Raw genomic sequence first — 17,545 nt, 5'->3', positions numbered from 1 at the left:
CCTGAACGGATCAATCTAAATGAAACACCGGCTCCAGTGGCTGCACAACTGGCGAATTATCTGGATTGACGTCCATCAGGTCGGCCATATACTGCCACCAACGCTGCATGACCGGCAGTTCAGGCAATCGGGTGGCCGAATGCCCTTCCATGCGTTTCTGGACGCCAAACAAGGTGCCACTCGCCCGATCCAGGAAAATTGAATAATCGCGGATACCTGCCTCTGTCAAAGCGGTCGATAATTCGGGCCAGATTTCGTCGTGACGGCGTTTGTATTCGGCTTCGACGCCCGGTTTGAGTTTCATTGTAAAAGCAATTTCTTCCATTGTTGGTTTAAGATTATTTCTCGACACTGTCGGCCTTAAATACCTTCACTGGCATAAGCGTTACGGGCCCGATCAACCCCGATTCTTTCGGAGTCCATCGTTCGGCTGTAAACAGGCCATTGGCATCCCGGTCTTCGCGGAGCCGGGGCGACATATTGACGTTATAGAATTTCTTCCATTCCACATGCCGTTTGTCCATGTCTATAATCCGATTGGCCATACCATTAGATACCGTAACAGTCAGTGTATTGATATTTTTCAGCCAGGCTTCCGGAATTAAAAGCTGATAGTTGGGGCCAATTACTGTTTTAACATCCTGATCATTGACCTGAATGCGGGCGCTCTCGGCCACTCGTCCCAGATTGAGTAGATACCCATCACCGGTTTCGGCCGGCTTCGCGAATGAGATGGTATAGGTAGCAGCTCCTGAAAATGTTTTCCCCGTATCACCCGCCATTTCGGTCCAGGATGCCAGCTTTTCTGTTTTAACGGTTGCGGGTAATGCTCCACCTCCTGACACAAATCGAATTGTCCAGGTACCCGTTATTTCCTGAGCTTTTCCTATCGTTTTCAAATAGGGATAGTCTGGATTACTGATCAGCTTAGTCGACGTTTCCAGAATGCAGGACTCACCGGGGGCAAGTTGTAGATAAACCTCATTCGTTGTGTTTCGGGTTCGCAGCGCGGCTATTCCCGTTTGTTCAGTCATTGGATTATACAAGGCGGCTGACTTTGAAGACTGTGCTCCAGCAAGCGGCATCCATCCATCAACGGGTTTATCGCCCCAATTGACAATGAAATAGTAATGGCCTGTTGCATGACGGCGTCGAATATACTGCAATCCATTATCCGCTAAAGTTTCACGCTTTACCCCCGCCAGGGTTAATAGTTCATCGGTATCATTTCCAATCAGAAAAGCCCCTTTGCCAAAAACTGCCCGACGAATACCGGCTTTTTCGGTATCGGCAAATGTTAACTGAGAAAGCAGCTTTTTAAACGCACTTCGCCGACTGTCAAGATTACCCAGGCCCGGCACATCGGCAGGCAACTGACCGTTCACAACAATTGTGGCTCCATTTTTAGCCAGGGCCATGAGTTGCGTAACTGTTTCAAGTGGTATGAATTCCGGAGCAGGCAGCAAGATGGTCTGATAGGCTACACCACCGGTTTGAAGGGTTCCATTCGTTGTTGAAACGTTCAGCAGTTGTTTGTCTGAAATGAAGTCGAAACCGTAGCCTTTCTGCCAAAGCGATTCGGAAATACTACCAACCGGCATTCCAGCAAAACCATGCTGAATACCATCGAAATGTTGTAGCAGCACTTTTCCGGGACGGGTGTAGGCGTCGTAAATCGGCAGGTACACCAGCACATCATTATTGGGTTTCCCTAGCTGCAAAAACGACTGACACCGGGCTACGTACTGATTCAGTTTACCGAAATCGGTCCAGAAGGTATTATTCGGATTGAAGTGTACAGCCGCATAAAACAACCAGCCCGGCCAGGCAGCCGACGCTGGTGAATAGTTTGTTCCGTGATAGAAGGTATGATTGACACCACCCAGAAGAAACCGATCCATGGCTTTTTTTACATCGCTGAGTTTCGACAGGAAGTGTTCATTTTCCCAGGTTGCCGACTCAGACGATGTCAGCGGTTTACCGGTAACATGTGCCGCCGATGACGCGAATTTGATTCGTAGAATTTCCGTTCCTTCAATTTCAGGAATGTCGGTAGCGGCATACAGATCAAGAATATTGGCCGGGGACCCATGCGCCTGATTTCGGATCAGGGCACCTTTCCCCTTCGCCCAATTGTGCCACGTTTGGGTGTAGTTTTCCAGCAATAGCTCCGAAATGGTTTCGCGGTAATCGCTCAATACCCGCTTATTGATGTCTTCAGCAGCTTTCCCGAACAGAGCTGGTAAATGCTGTTTGAGATTATATCCACGCCGTTGCTGAAATTCGGTGAACATTGCCGGGGTCCAATTTCCTTCACCCTGCGCATCATCTACCTCATACGAATCATTGAAAAATGCCCGGATTGGCAAACTCTTCCGCCCTTTAAAGGCTTCGTCAAAATGGCGCAGATAACGCTGTGTTGCAGCCTTCGAAAAATGATCGATTACGTCGCCTTCACCACCGGGTCCGGCTCGCTCGACCTGTTTACCATGCCAGCCCTCAAACACGGCATAGAGCATCCAGTTATCCGCCGGGGCTGTCCAGTTCAACTTGCCGGATCCATCGACGAATTTGGTCAGATCAATTGCCTGCCCTTTTTCTGAATAGGCCATTAGTGTCTGGAGTGGCAGCGGTTTCTCGAAGCGTACCTGATCGAACGCGTGAAATTGCAGATCAGGATTTTTTGCCACTGGTTCAACCAGTTCTTTACGGTCAATGGGCTGCCCAACGATCCGGAGAATGGGCTTCTGCAGATACGTAACGGCTTCGGTCAGACTCTCCCCGCTTTTCAGGCTATAGGTTTTGTAGGTGACATACTTGCAGGCGTCTTCCGGTGTGACCCATGGCCCACCAAACGGCCAACCCGATGCCTGCGCCATATCCACACCCATATTGAGTCGCTTAGCTTCGGCAAGTGTATGATCCAGTCGATCCAGCCAGGTCGGCGACAGAAAATTGATAAATTGCATTTCGGTCCCTTTTACGCCATAGATCGGTGTAATTTCGACTCCACCCAGGCCCGCTTTCTGATACTCTTCCAGCAATCGGGTCAGGTCTTTATCATTGACCGCACTTCCCATCCACCACCACCGGGTCCAGGGTTTAGTCTGTTGAGTGATGGCGGGCCAGCGCGGTTGAGCCAGCATCGATCCCGCTGTTGTGCCCATCAGCAACCATAGAAGCAGGAATTTTCTCATTTCAACTTACACAATTCGCTCCCTGCAAGCAGGAAACAACCTAATCCATAATCTTCAAAATCGGGTATGCTGTCGTAGGTTACAGGCTGTCCATCTTTGGGCTCCTTGCCCGTTCCCTGCACATAGCCCAACTTGCCATCGGGATGGACGCAGTCGGTAACCATCGCATTCCAGGCTTTGGTAATGATTGGTGAATAGATTTTACGATCCAGCAAACCTTTGTTAATCCCCCAGGCCATGCCATAAGTAAACAAAGCAGTTCCGGATAATTCTTTCCCGCCATAGTTCGTTGGATCGAGCAGGCTAACATTCCAGAAACCGTCTGGTCGCTGAATAGGCACCAGCGCCCGCATCATGTCGAGATACATTTGCTGATATTCGTCGCGGTGGGGTGCATTTTTGGGCATAATGTCAAGCACACGGACCAGCGCGGCCACTACCCAACCATTGCCCCTTGACCAGTAGCAATCCTTCCCGTTTGGCTCTTTGTAGGGAGGTACAAAATCTTTATCGCGCCACCACAGATGATCTTTCGGATTATATAGTCCATTTCCGCCATGCTGCGTTTTCGAGAACTGATAAATCTGATACATCTTCTCAAAATACGCATTGTCGGAATAGATAACGCCTAATTTGGCAAAGACGGGCATGGCCATTTGCAGGGCATCGATCCAGTTCCAGTCGTCTATTTTCCGGCTGGCCACCATTGAATCGATGGAGATTTTGATGTCATGGATGCGTTCCGGCTTCTTATCGATCAGGTACAGATCAATGTAGGTCTGACCACAGCATTGGTCATCAGCATTACGGGTTTTTGTCCCCGAACGCATTCCCCAATGGTGTTTTTCACCCCAATCGACGGCATAATCGTAATAGCGTGGCTGCCGATCGGTCTTATACAAATCCATCAATCCCTCGTAATAAACAGCCCTCGTCCAGATGTTACTGGGCCGGGTTTTATTCGTCACGATTTCCTTACCCGTGTCCGGCCACTTTTTCATAAAGTAGTCGTTGGCCAGTGTCATTTTAGCCAGTATTTCTTTCTTTTCGGGCAATTTCTGAGCATCAGCCCAAATACCTGTCAATACTATAAGTAAGCCTATACAGGCGATTTTTTTATAAAGCATCTTCCTGTTTGTTCAAAGGGATGGAATGTAATCTGCACGAAACGACGCAGGCAAAAGTAACTCCGTCAGGTGTTGTTACTCTCATGTACCCTCCTACCCCAAGTACCTATTAAGTTTTACTCAATTCATTCCAACGCTAAACGGTGGATTACGACCAGCGAACAGAACCAAGCGTTTTTTGATATAGAACGGAATACTGACGTCCACGCATTTGCGTCGGTGGCTCACCTGACTGGTCGCGGTACAACATCGACCCGGCAAATCTATTTTTTGCCGATGAAACTCCGTACAAAGAGATTAAGTATTATCGCCTGAAGCAGTCTATTAGGTATGGGCAATTCAGTTTCTCCCATTCGCTACGTAATCAAGCGTACGCATGGCAGAGTGGCTTCTATATGCTACGAGTTATAAAGCCAGCGGGCATTCAGGTCAAAGAAATCACTATACAGCATTCTATCTAATCCCTATTCTTGTAAAAAAAAGTATCATGGTTTTTGCCTGTAGCCGTGCCACGGTTTTAAACCGTGGCACGGCTACAGGCAAAAACCATGACGATTAATTCTTACCACCCGATATTTTTCCTGGCTTTGGTGCCACACCTGGCTGGCTTATTTCGAAATTTTCTTTCTGCTTGGCATCAGCGACCATCTTACGCACATCGGCCAGTAATTTCTTGGCATCATAAACGACACCATCTTTAACAGTATACGTTACGCCCCCAACCCGTTCAACTTCATTTTTGTCGTTCAGATGAATGGCTCCTGTGCCGTAAAGCACTTTCAGATTGGCCAGCGGATTTTGATCAATGATCACAAAATCAGCCAATTTACCTATCTCAACGGAACCGATCTGATCGGCCATTCCAAGCGCTTCTGCTCCTTTCAGGGTGGCCGCCCGGATTACCTCAAGGGGATGAAATCCCGATTCGCGCAGGAGTTCGAGCTCACGGATGTAAGCAAACCCATATAGCTGATAAATGAAGCCGGAATCGGAGCCAGCGGTTACGCGACCTCCCCGGTTTTTGTATTCATTGATGAACTCCATCCAAAGCTGATAATTCTTTTTCCAGGCAACTTCCTGCTCGGTTCCCCACGAGTGCCAGTACGACCCGTGGGAGATTCGGCTTGGACCGTAAAACCGCCACAGGCTGGGCATCGTATAGTCGTCGTGCCATTCGGCGCGTCGGGCCAGCATCAGTTCGCGGTTAGCTTCGTAGATATTGAAGGTGGGATCGAGTGTAAAATCCAGCGCGATCAGTTCGTCCATAACCTTATTCCACCGGTCGGTGCCCGGTTTTGCTGCTTGCTGCCAGAGATTACCAGCCTCTTCAAAGCGGTTCTGTTCGTTGCCATAATTGTAATTGGCAGGATAATTTTGAACCGTTTTATCATCGAACAAAGCTTCGGGTAAACCGTACCAGTGTTCCAGCGAGGTCAAACCAGCTTTCGCGGTAGCCAATGCGTTCATACGGGCAACTTCCAGTTGGGCATGGTGGCAAGCTGATCGCAGCCCTAATTTTTTGTTTTCTTCCAGAGCTGCCCGGAATATATTCGGTTCGGCACCGAAGAATTTAATGCCATCAGCCCCACGTTTGGCATTTTGCTGTACCCAGGCACGGGCCTGCTCGGGCGTACTGATCGGCTCTTTCGCTCCCTGCCCGAACACGGTATAGGCTTTGATACGTGGTGCCGTAATTTCATTCCGTTCACTTTTGGCGCGGTGCTCAAGCACCCAGTCGAGGCCGTTTCCGCATGATGGGTCACGAATGGTCGTAATACCGTGCCCAAGCCAGAGTTTAAAAACATATTCAGCATTGGCACCCTGCGCCTGCCCGCCAATGTGGCCGTGCATATCCACGAAACCGGGCATCAGATACATTCCTTCGCAGTTCAGTTCTTTATCGCCCGATGCCGCTTTTGGGCGACCTTTGGGATCAATTGGTACACCCGGATAACCAACTTGTTTAATCTGAACAATGCGGTTCTTTTCGACCACAATATCCATCGGGCCGACTGGTGGAGCACCAGTACTGTTCACAAGCGTAACGCCCCGAATGATTAGTTTCCCGAATGGGCCTTCGCCTTCCTGGCGCGCTGGCGATTTTTCAACCTGAGCCGTCAGGGAATGAAAAATAAAAAAAGTACAGTAAACAATTAATAGGAGTCGAGAGTAAGGTTGTATCATGACTGGGTAAATATTTGGTAAAGAGTTGTAAGATAAGCGAAACTGGCTGATTTTTGCCGGACCGAATTCCGTAGTAATCTATGTTTGTTCAGAAAAACTTCCTACTCATTGTCCTCGCCCTGGCCGTTGTATTCGCTTTCGCCATGAAAGCGACCATCTTCCAGCAACAACCGGCTGGTAATTCAGGCACAGCTAACCCAGCACCGGCAGATTTCGGTAGTTACTGGTTTACGGGTAAAGCGGAATTGAACAGCTATCGGCTCGAACAGGCACAGTATGGAGCGTTGAATCCGGGCGAAGCCGTGCTGATTTTCGTGACGGAAGATTTCCGGACCGACAAACAGGTAAAATCAGAAACACCAGAAAGCCACGATAAGTCGGTGCCAGTCCTTAAAACGAATCTATCAAAAAAATTCGTGACGGGTATTTACGATTATTCACTCTTTACGTCGGTCTTCACACCAATTAGCAATCCACTATTTCCAAACACGCTGAAAGTCAGCACATCAGGACAGGAATGGTGCGGTCATAGCTATATTCAGCTCAACTACCGCAACAATGGCTACCAGGTGAATGGGAAATCGTATTTCGAGAAAGAGGTTGACGAAGACTACACGGTTGAGAAAGCCATGCTGGAAGATGAACTCTGGAATCGAATCCGGATAAATCCGGACAAACTTCCTACCGGTGAAATTCAGCTTATTCCCGGTACGATGGCTGCCCGATTGCGTCACAAACGACTTGAGCCATTACCCGCAAAACTAAAAATAGACAAGTATGAAGGGGTTTTATATCCGGGCAAACTCCTCAAATCGTATGTCATCGAATACCCGACTGATGACCGGACACTGACAATAATTTTTGAGAGCCAGTTTCCCCACAAAATTGTCGGCTGGGAAGAAATCTACAAGAGCAAAGATAACCTTCTGACCTCCAGAGCCGTTTTAAAGAAAACTATTCTGACCGATTACTGGAACCACAACGCCCCCGCAGACAGCACGTTACGGCAATTATTGGTATCAACCCGGTAAGGTCAGGCATTTACTACACTATGAAACGTACGTTCCCCATTGCCACGCTTGGTTGGGCCATAATTGGCTTTTTCCTGACAGCTCTGCTGGCCTGTTCCAGTGATAAAGAGAAACCCAAAGTAGACACGGAAGGACCAACTTACACACTGATTTTTCTGGATAAGACCCGCAGCGTCAATATCAATAAGGCATTCGTAGCCCAGAAATACCAACAGGCGATTACTGACCTTATCGAACAGAATGTCCGGCAAAAAGGCGACCGGCTCGAGGTGTATTTTATCCATGAAAACACCTCGAAAGCCCGTGCTCTCAATGTATCGGTTCGCTCTGAAATGGATGACGTATCGGCGGCCAGCCCAACCGATCGCGAAACGGCCGAAACCGAATTTGCGATGGCTCTTTCGAAGGAGAAATCCCAGATTCGTCAGCGGGTTTTGCAACAGTTAGTTGCCCAGAACTCGGGATCATCGAATCAGGAAACGGATATTTGGGCCAGTTTGCCCGTCATTGCCAAAGCCAACGAGACCGGAGCCACGGTGAAAGTATATTACCTGAGCGATATGATCGAAAGCGTAAAAGGCACCGGCCGACGGGATTTTCAGGTAAAACCGCCCAAGGATAACGCTCAGGCCGACGAGTGGGCCAAACTGGATGCGGAACAATTGAAGCGATATACCCTTGGCAGTCCAGACATTACGATGGTACTGCCGTTTGAACCGAACGCATCCGTCAAGGAAAATAACCCGGCCGTAACGCAATACTGGCAGACGCTGTTCTCGGAATTGGGCGTCGGAACGGTGGCTGAAGAATGATTACGTCAGGATACGGGTACTTCGGCCTGTATCGTAAACTGATAGCCCTGATCAAAGCCCGAAAAATCCTTTCGTAAACAGTACGATGTTAGCACAAGGCCATCTCCCTCACGACGAACGGCAAGGTAATGGAATAAGGGTTTATACGTCGTCGCCATATCGGGAAGGCGGTTCGGCGACATATTCAATGGCTGTCGGAGACCTCCCCCACCGCCAATGACCAGAAACTCTTTTCCCTCAAACTGGTATCGCTCGAACGCGTGAGAATGCCCCGTAATAAACAGCCGTCCCTTTTGCGTTTTGGTATAGGCAGGCACAAATCGTTGCTGAACCAGCTTCGAGGAACCAACCAGTTTGCTGTTTGAGTACGGAGCGTGGTGGCAGGTAACGATAATAACATTCACAGTGGGGTCGGCATCAAGATCACGAAGCGCCTGTTCATACCAGGTTTGCTGTTTCACCAGATCAGCAACAGAAAGTATGCTGAAATTAGAGTTCAACATGACGACAGCGATGCCGTCGGTGGTTTTTATATAGCCTGTAGGACTGTGTTCAGGAAAGCGTTGCTGGAAATTTCGGGCACCTTTTCGAGGGCGGCCCATCACGTCGTGGTTACCCATGATCGCATAGACGGCGGTGCCCACTTCGGTACATTTCGCCAGAAACTGATCAATAATCCGCCACTTATTATTCCTGTAGCCCAGCGATACAATGTCACCGAGCCAATACAGTACGGCGGGTTTCAATCGTATGATTTCAGCAAAGATTGTGGTTGTCGCTTTGGTGTTCTGGTGCGCTCGCAGCACTAACCGCTCAACCCACATCGGGGCTTGCGTATCACTTAAAAATAGAATCTCTTTTTTATGATTTTCCTGATTCATAACGTCTTACTAAGTCAATTTTATCGGTGTCAAATTCGAATCTGAATCGGCATTCTAGCTTGCTGGCATAGTCCTGATTCAACTTCGAAAAGTAAACTACCACGAAAACGCACGCCAAACCAGTTGTAGTTCGGCAGTAAAGGCGGCATTTTCAACGGCTACTGCATCATACCACTTTAATTCGCCAGCGATTCTAAAACGACGCCCAACCGGATAGGTGTATGAAGCGGCCGCCATCCAGCCTAAACTAAGTGTATTTGACTCTACCTTTCCGGCATAATCCATCCTTGAATGGTTGACATAAGCACCCGTTCCGACGGTCACGGCCATTCGACGAACCAGATTACGCTCAAACCCTCTGACCCAGGCTAATGGCATTGAAAATACCAATAACACGGGCACTGCCGACACATATACATGGGTTCGTTCGCCCAGAACCTCCCCACGATAGCTATACATTGTTGTCCAGCCGGTTTCTATTCCCACCCGGAGCCGATGATCAGGATACCACATAACCCGGAGTGATGCAGGAACGCCAAACCGACTGATACGGGCCTGCTCCAGACCCGGTGGAACGCCCAGATGTGTCGAATAGTACGACAGGCCACCACCAGCCGTTACAACGATCGCATAATCCCAGCGACGGGTTCTTATCGAGTCAGGCAAGCGTGGTCTGATTCGCGTTGAATCGCCGGATAACCGACCATATCGGCGGGTTCGGGTCGAATCTGTCGAGCGTCGTCTTTCCTGAGCGTTTGCCAGATCGCTGATCAGTATCAGACAAACTATCAATCCGACTATATGTAAACGAATTTTCATGCGATTACTGGTCTACGTAATGATAATAGGCGACTACCGGCGAATAATTTGACAGAATACCATCAAATGAATTTTCGGCAATGAACTCACGGATAAATTCAGGCTCATCGAGTGTCCAGACGAATACGGTTCGTCCTTCAGCCTGCATGGCTTTTACTTCTTCTGTTTGCGGGCCAAGCGTCCAGCGGGGTGCCCAGATCCGGGCATTCAAATTTCGGGTAATCGACGTGTCCAGTTCACATAGAATAGGCGTATTCTCTTTATCGCTGAGCGCTTCGTAAGATTCAACGGCATCGGTACTTGGCAGGCCAATGACAATTCGGAGATTTCGCCGGGCCAGAATAGCTTTCTGCCGGTATTTTTGTTGAATGGCCTGTACTTTATCCATTGGCCCGATGTATTTCGTATCAAGCCAGACAAATTCCAGCGATGTGTTGCTGACAACTGTCTCCAAGGCCTCTTCCAGCGTTGGAATTTTTTCACCATTTATGAGCCGGACTAATGAACTTAGCTGCTGATAGGTATAGTTTTCGACCGGCCCGGCTAACCCGTTTTTCTGTACAAGCCTTAGGTTAAGCGTGTTGTCGTGATACAAGATAGGTACGCCATCTTTAGTATAACGCACATCGATTTCAATACCGGTTGCCCCAAGGCGTGAGGCCAGTTTAATGATTTCAACCGAATTTTCAGATGCAGGCAATAAATCGGATGTTCGACCCCCACTCCGATGCGCCATAATCGAGAATGGTCTGCGATTAAGTGGTCTGCTGTAGGCCAGTGTTAGCTTTTGCGCTGGCTCGGTCATCTGATCGCCATACACGCCCTCCATGACCAGTGTATCGCCTTCAACCAGACTTCCGGTAAAGGGCTGTAGCCGTCCACTATGTCTGACCCGAACCGCTAAACGGGCCAGCCCTGTTCGCGTATTTACCAATTTTCTCCAGTAACCAGCCATTGCCAGACTATCGGCTTTGGCATTGATTTCGAGATTGAAAAACCCGGCATCAAGTCCGGTAAAGACAGATAAATAATGCGTCGTATCAGTGCCTTCATTGGTATAGGTCCATTTCAGCGCCACCTGATCACCAAACAGGCCAGCGCCATCTGTAACTCTATAAACGCCTTCCATGGCGCTCCGAATAGCCGGCGTAAACTTACCAGCCCCCGGTTTATTGGTAAAGGTGTACGGTACAGGAGCTTCGTAGTCCTTCTGGCACCCAAACAAGAGCAGAAGCAACAGGCTCATTAATAAATACGGTGATCGCATCACAGGATAAAGCCAAAAATGAGTTGTGGGTATAACAGATTGCGGTCAAATGTGTCGTATAATGACCAGAGCTGCCAGTTAAAGTTGGAGTAAGCCGCTCTGAAACCTACCGATACATGACGATTATTATAAAAAGGCTGCTCCAGCATGAATGTAAACGCCACTCCATTAACCTGCCGCCGATTATAGACAACGGCCAGATTTCCCACCTTCGAGCGGTAGTACAGATCCATAATCGCTTCCGTTTTCACCGTTAACTCCAGGTCTCTCGTCAATCGATAACCAACTGATAGGCTAGGAAAACTCTGCACACCATAGGCCTGACTATTAAACACATCTTTAATCTGTAGAGCACCGAACCAGCCCGTTAGATCATAACCAGCAGCCAAATAAATCCGATCCGTAAGCGGAGTAGCCCAGCGTAACCCTAAAGCCAGATTGCTCTGCACGATCTGCGTCTGCAATCGACTTACTGCAAATAAATGCTTCGTTAAACCGCGCTGAAGATTGAAATCAATAGCAGGGACACTGACCCGGATCTCTTCGGTCAACTCAGGAGGTGTTGTCGTGAAAACAGCCCCAATGGACTTGCGCCATTTACCGGGTACAGGCGCTTGCGGAAAGTAAATTTCCGGCTGATCGGGCCACTCTGAAGCCGGCACTCGCTGTGCCATAACAACCGATGCAGTTAGCGCGATCAGACTCCCTAATCCGCAAATTTTCTTAAATGTATTTCGAATGGTGGCCACCTAGTTACGTGATAAAACAGACGCACTGATGGATGTAAACTACTTCAGATCGAATTATGTTAAGACAGACTGTCGGAAGAATGATATTTTCTTCCGACAGTCTGCTTTGATCGAAAAATAGGGCTCATAAGAGTTTAAGGCCCTCGTAAGCTCTCAACGGTTGTTGATTAATGCCAAACAGCAATGAATTACCAATTGGCACTACAGACCGAACATCGCCCGTTAGTTCAAATCCTGATTTTGATTGAGGTACTGCCGAAAAATTCCCCCGCCCATCGCCCCGCAGCAGAAGCCCGGCATTGGCATCGGAGCGGCCAAACCGTAATCGGGCCTTAGAGGTGTTTCCACATAAAAGCAGATCTTTACGCCCATCATGATCATAGTCAAGAGCGGTTAACGTGAAGATCGGGGCCTTTTGTACAGCCAGTGGCAACGGTTTTTCAGCGAGTTTGCCAGATGGTGTACTGGCGAAATAGGCTGTTTTCAGATAAGTAGCCGTCAGTTTTGACGCATCACGCAATTCTTCTTCTGTAAACACATCGGCAAGAGTAGCATTTGAATAACTGTCGTAATTCGTAAAACGATGCCTTAACATACCAACCTGTTCAAGCAACTCGTCGCGTGTGGCATGAGGGTAGCTTTTCCCTTGTACATACAGGCATAGAATCGGATCTATTTTCCCATTTTTATCGAAATCTTTATAATAGAGCTCGGCGGGTTCCTGTTCGCTGGCCCGGCATTGTGTATTCAGACCCTGATTACCAATCACCAGATCAGGACGCCCGTCGCCATTAAAATCATCGACTACTAATTTATTCCACCACCCGCGATACTCTTTGCCAAGATACGCCTGAGTCTGGTCTGTGAGCCGACCACTTTCCCACGAAAACACCGTAACGGGCATCCACTCGCCAATAACGACCAGCTCAGGCTTACGATCAGCATTAAGGTCGGTCCAGGCCGCATCAGTGACCATTCCGATTTGGGCGAGTAATGGAGCCAACTGAGCCGTTTTGTCGCTAAAATGCGGAAGTTTACCCTGGCCATCGTTGATGAGCAAATAACTTTTCGGCGATTCAGGGTATCGGCCCGGCACTACCCGACCACCAACAAACAGATCGGGGCGACCATCCTGGTTGACATCACCCACCCGCACACAACCCGCACTGGTTTGTAAGGCAGGCAGCGCGTTTGAGCTTTTCGTAAAATGCCCTTTTCCATCGTTCAGATAGAGTCGATCCTGCAACCGTTGGTCATCGGGCATTAAATCACCGTAATAACCGCTGCACACGTAGAGATCAGGAAAGCCATCGGCATTGGCATCGAAAAAAACAGCATCGGCATCGTTACAAGCCTTATCGGCCTCAAAAGCAGGTTGTACCAGTCGGCTGAACTGGCTGTTTGCCTGTTGGATAAATAACGTTCCAGCCTGCTCACCACTACCTCCGGCATAAACATCCTCGCGACCATCGCCATTCACGTCGGCCTTTACCAGACAGGGGCCATTAAACGACTGTGCATTGACCAACAGCGTTTGTCGCTTAAAATCGTTGGCCGTGTTTACTGGGTCAGCAAAAGCCATTGGGGCTTTCACTTCCTTAAAAATAGCGGGTGCAGCAGGCGGTGTACTGTATGTCGATTGAGCTTCTTTTTCGTGTATTGTCACGAGTTGATCTGCTTTCAGGTTCTTTAATACCTGTTGCTTTCCCATCGGCCAGACAACACGCAGAGAATCTATTGTTGTACTGGTGCCTAAGCCAAAATGGAGCCGTGGCGACATGCTCGACTGATAGCCACGGGTTGGCATCTGCTCGACATATTGCTGCTTCCCGGCATGGTATAGGGTTATTTTAGCCCCTACTCCCTGTGTATTGGCACCAGATCCCGTGAGTTGCACGGACAGATAATGATGGTTTCGTTCCTTACCGGTTTCGTTCTGAAGAACAAAGGCTGCTTGATTCGTGTTATTGACAACCAGATCAAGGTCGCCATCGTTGTCAAGATCGGCGTAGGCAGCACCCGTACTGTTCGATGTTTGCGTCAGTCCCCAATCAGCAGCTACGTTGGTAAACGTGACTTCCCCCGTTGCATCGCCCCCCCGATTGCGAAACATATAATTCATGACGTTCGACGATGGAATTTTATGCACCAGTTCGAGCACATCTTCGCGACTGAAATTAGCGGGTCTGTTCTGCATGTAATCGGTCATGTACTTCAGGAAATCCTGATTCGTATAATCCCGGACATAACCGTTAGTAATGTACAAATCCTTCCACCCGTCATTATCGTAATCGGCCAGCAGGGGCGACCAGCTCCAGTCTGTATTCGAAACGCCCGCCAACTGGCCAATTTCACTAAATGTGGGTACTGTTTTCCCTCCTTTCACCTCACCTCCTTCATTGATCTGTAACATATTGCGCATATGCTGATAATGAAAACCAGATGCTACAGCCAGGTCGAACTTTTCGTAGTTGTCGGGTGCCATCAATAATTTCTGCCGCCGATTATCTTCGGGCAGCATATCGAGCGTCAGAATGTCGGGCAGCGCATCATTATTGACATCCGCAACATCATTGCCCATCGAGAATTGGGATGTGTGGCGGATGCTATTTTTTAGCTGATTCGTAAATGTACCGTCCTGATTATTCAGGTACAGGTAATCGGGTATGGTATAATCGTTGGAGATATACAGGTCAGGCCAGCCATCAGCATTCAGGTCTGACACGCCTAGTCCTAATCCATAACTCAACACAGAACTGCTCAGCCCCGAACGTTCGGTAACATCCTCAAAACTCTTCCCGGTATTCTTTAATAAGCGAACGCCAATTTCCGGATTACTCTGTTTCAATAAGGCCGCTGTTGGTCCTGGATCAAGTACAGGTAAAAGACGCGGGTTATGATTCAGCAGAAATAAGTCCAGGTCACCGTCGCGGTCGTAATCGAAAAACGTGCCCTGCGTCGTCTGACCGGGTTTGTCCAGTCCCCATTGCGTCGTTTGATCTGAAAAGTGAGGAGTTCCCTGGGCATCGGGGCCATCGTTAATGAACAACTGGGGCACTCGCTTGAAAGGCGGCAAACTACCCGAATAGCAAACAAACAGATCAAGTCGCCCATCGCCGTTAACATCAGCCATTGAAACACCGGTTCGCCAAGGGCCTTCGCGCCCGGCAACACCGGCCGTTGCCGTTACGTCAGTAAACTTCATGTTTCCTTTGTTCAGGTATAACTGATTAGGAACCATGTTGCCGCTGAAGTATATATCTTCTAATCCATCACCATTCAGATCACCAACTGCCACCCCGCCACCATTGTAAAAATATTCATACATGAGCACATTTGTGTTCAGGCCCTCGGTCAGATTATTGGCGAATGTAATGCCAGTCTGTTCGGGTGTGAGCGATGTAAAGAGTGGAGACCCGTTGCTGGTTGCGCCTTTGTCGGTGGATGAACTACATCCAGATAATACTAAAACACCGGCAATGCAGAGCAAAAAATAGGTACGTAGGGCTGTGTAGCGCAATGTATTAAGAATAAAGTACAGCTAAATAAAGCAGAAAATGTCAGCGCTGACTAAGCAGTACTGACATTTTCATTAAGAATAAATACTCACTTTTTTACTCGTAACCGGGATTCTGCACTAATTTATTGTTCCGGTTTATTTCATCACGGCTAATTGGCAGGAAGTAGATTTTGTCGGCCCACTTCCGGTTTTCCTTACCCGTTCCCAAATCCTGCACACTATACGAATAGGTATAGTTGTCTTTACTGTATTTATAGGTCGTCACCGACTTGCCCGGTTTCAGCTTACCCGTGATAATGATGATCTGGGCCTGTTTTCCTAAGGCGGTTGGTGCCGTCATCCAGCGTCGAACATCATAGAATCGCTGTTCTTCAAACAGCATTTCGATATTCCGTTCGTTCTGATAACGTGCGACAAGCGCGGCTCCTGTTTCGGTAATAGCAGGCATACCCACCCGGAAGCGAACTCTATTGATCCAGGTTTTGGCTTCAGCCTCCTGCCCCAGAGCCATACAGGCTTCAGCGTAGTTTAATACAACTTCCGTAAACCGAATCTGGATAGATGGTACTTCCTGACGAATATTCTGATCGACGAGCGTTGGATCGGGGTCCATGAATTTCCGGATGGCGTAGCCTGTCCAGGTACCGTTCCAGTTTTCAATCGAGCTATTACGCGTATCCAGACCCGAATATTTGGTAGCACTACCAGCTGTACCCACCTCATATTCACCCATTTGGATCTGACCAGCCGGATCAATACCGGCACCATCTGGCGTGCGGGGTTTCCACTGAGCACCATCGTACAGAATCGACGCGTAGAAACGAGGGTCACGGTTTTCGTAAGGAGCCGCAGCATGCGTTGCGTTCTTCCAGTCGAACTTGGTGCCATCCATCATTTCATAGCTGTCTACCAGGTTCTGAGTCGGCTCGCTGGATGTCCAGCCATGATAGCCATTCGGCATGTTATTGCGCGGATACCAGGAACCCCAATCGTCGAACGAAGCCCGGATATAGTATTTCAGGAAAATACCATCCGCTTCACCACCGTTCCGTGACAGGTATAGGTTGATGTAGTTCTGCTGTCCTTCGGCGGCTGTAACGGGCGCGGTCAGATTTAGCTTGTAGCCATACTGATTCAGGTCCATAACTGCTTTGGCCGCGTCTTTCGCTTTCTGCCAGCGAGCTGTGCGGTCGCCACTAACATACCCCAGCAACTCAGGCTTGGTGAAACTGGCAATAACAGTCGACTTGGCTTTTGCGGTCGGAATGTCGTGCAGATCACTGGCTGCATACAACAGCACCCGTGCTTTCAGTGCTAAAGCTGCACCTACGGTTGCGCGGCCGCTCGTAAGGGTTTTTCCTTTCAGCAGAATAGCAGCCGAATCCAGATCACTCACAATCGCATTGACACACTCCTCATAGGTGTTCCGGGCAACGGTAAAGTCTGCCTCATTCAAGGTATAAGGCGACTTGATGATGGGAATCCCACCATAGTACCGCAGCAACTGATTGTAGAAGTAACCGCGCATGAAATACATTTCACCCTTCATCCGGTCGGCAATCCCACTGCTATTATCAAACTTAGGCTTGGCCAGATTTGCCAAAGCAATATTGGCTGCCCGAATTCGAGGATATACATCAGACCAGGCCATCGTATTTTTAACGGTCCCCAGATTTGAGGGGCTCACGTTTGCCTCGTTAACATCCTGTTTACCAAAGCTATAGAGAGCATTGTCGGTCTGACAGTCAAAATTCATCTGTTCCAGAATACCGTCGCGAAGGCCATTGTAAACATCGGTTACAAAAGCTTCAGACAAAGCCTGGTCAGTCCATACCGCATCACCCGACACTTTGTCGAGCGGTTTAGTATCCAGAAAATCACTGTTACAGGCAACCATCGTCACACCAACAACCAGGCTGAACGACAGGCACTTTAGTATATAATTCATAATGTGCTGA

General features: G+C 48.7%; 12 protein-coding genes. 2 read left to right on the top strand and 10 right to left on the bottom strand.

The window, feature by feature from the left end; all coding sequences use genetic code 11:
• Positions 1-10: 10 nt before the first annotated feature.
• From rhaM to G8759_RS03605, 4 genes are all read right to left on the bottom strand, one after another.
• Positions 11-325 carry an L-rhamnose mutarotase gene (gene rhaM / locus G8759_RS03620; protein ID WP_167205291.1) on the bottom strand — a complete coding sequence of 105 codons (315 nt, stop codon included), beginning with the start codon at positions 323-325 and terminating at the stop codon, positions 11-13.
• Positions 326-338: 13 nt separating this feature from the next.
• The gene (locus G8759_RS03615) at positions 339-3,197 is read right to left on the bottom strand and encodes a glycosyl hydrolase (protein WP_197933086.1); all 2,859 of its coding nucleotides are present in this window, start codon (positions 3,195-3,197) and stop codon (positions 339-341) included.
• The gene (locus G8759_RS03610; RefSeq protein ID WP_167205289.1) at positions 3,194-4,324 is read right to left on the bottom strand and encodes a glycoside hydrolase family 88/105 protein; all 1,131 of its coding nucleotides are present in this window, start codon (positions 4,322-4,324) and stop codon (positions 3,194-3,196) included. Before G8759_RS03610 ends, G8759_RS03615 begins: the two co-directional genes overlap by 4 nt.
• Before the next feature lie 555 nt (positions 4,325-4,879).
• Positions 4,880-6,508 carry an amidohydrolase family protein gene (locus G8759_RS03605; RefSeq protein WP_167205287.1) on the bottom strand — a complete coding sequence of 543 codons (1,629 nt, stop codon included), beginning with the start codon at positions 6,506-6,508 and terminating at the stop codon, positions 4,880-4,882.
• Positions 6,509-6,588: 80 nt separating this feature from the next.
• Between G8759_RS03605 and G8759_RS03600 the strand changes: the two genes are divergently transcribed.
• Together G8759_RS03600 and G8759_RS03595 are read left to right on the top strand one after the other, a co-directional pair.
• Positions 6,589-7,539 carry a hypothetical protein gene (locus G8759_RS03600; protein WP_167205285.1) on the top strand — a complete coding sequence of 317 codons (951 nt, stop codon included), beginning with the start codon at positions 6,589-6,591 and terminating at the stop codon, positions 7,537-7,539.
• Between the two features lie 20 nt (positions 7,540-7,559).
• Positions 7,560-8,351, top strand: a complete 792-nt coding sequence (locus G8759_RS03595; RefSeq protein ID WP_232074123.1) for a hypothetical protein — start codon at positions 7,560-7,562, stop codon at positions 8,349-8,351.
• 5 nt (positions 8,352-8,356) lie between these two features.
• Here G8759_RS03595 and G8759_RS03590 read toward each other — a convergent pair whose 3' ends face one another.
• The 6 genes from G8759_RS03590 to G8759_RS03565 all read right to left on the bottom strand — a co-directional run bounded on the left by G8759_RS03590 (position 8,357) and on the right by G8759_RS03565 (position 17,535).
• Positions 8,357-9,232 (bottom strand): metallophosphoesterase family protein, encoded by an 876-nt coding sequence (locus G8759_RS03590; protein WP_167205283.1) that lies wholly within the window; start codon positions 9,230-9,232, stop codon positions 8,357-8,359.
• A gap of 96 nt (positions 9,233-9,328) precedes the next feature.
• Positions 9,329-10,051 (bottom strand): hypothetical protein, encoded by a 723-nt coding sequence (locus G8759_RS03585; protein WP_167205281.1) that lies wholly within the window; start codon positions 10,049-10,051, stop codon positions 9,329-9,331.
• A gap of 4 nt (positions 10,052-10,055) precedes the next feature.
• On the bottom strand, positions 10,056-11,297 hold the full coding sequence (locus tag G8759_RS03580; protein WP_232074122.1) for a glycerophosphodiester phosphodiesterase: 1,242 nt from the start codon (positions 11,295-11,297) through the stop codon (positions 10,056-10,058).
• A gap of 20 nt (positions 11,298-11,317) precedes the next feature.
• Positions 11,318-12,067 carry a hypothetical protein gene (locus G8759_RS03575; protein WP_232074121.1) on the bottom strand — a complete coding sequence of 250 codons (750 nt, stop codon included), beginning with the start codon at positions 12,065-12,067 and terminating at the stop codon, positions 11,318-11,320.
• A 124-nt stretch (positions 12,068-12,191) separates the two neighbouring features.
• On the bottom strand, positions 12,192-15,587 hold the full coding sequence (locus tag G8759_RS03570; RefSeq protein ID WP_167205277.1) for a VCBS repeat-containing protein: 3,396 nt from the start codon (positions 15,585-15,587) through the stop codon (positions 12,192-12,194).
• 94 nt (positions 15,588-15,681) lie between these two features.
• Complete coding sequence (locus tag G8759_RS03565; RefSeq protein ID WP_167205275.1) at positions 15,682-17,535, bottom strand: RagB/SusD family nutrient uptake outer membrane protein; 1,854 nt, start codon at positions 17,533-17,535, stop codon at positions 15,682-15,684.
• Positions 17,536-17,545 lie beyond the last annotated feature (10 nt).

Origin of the sequence: Spirosoma aureum (assembly GCF_011604685.1) — a bacterium.
GTDB classification, from domain to species: Bacteria; Bacteroidota; Bacteroidia; order Cytophagales; family Spirosomataceae; genus Spirosoma; species Spirosoma aureum.
This window is presented reverse-complemented; position numbering and strand designations above follow the sequence as displayed.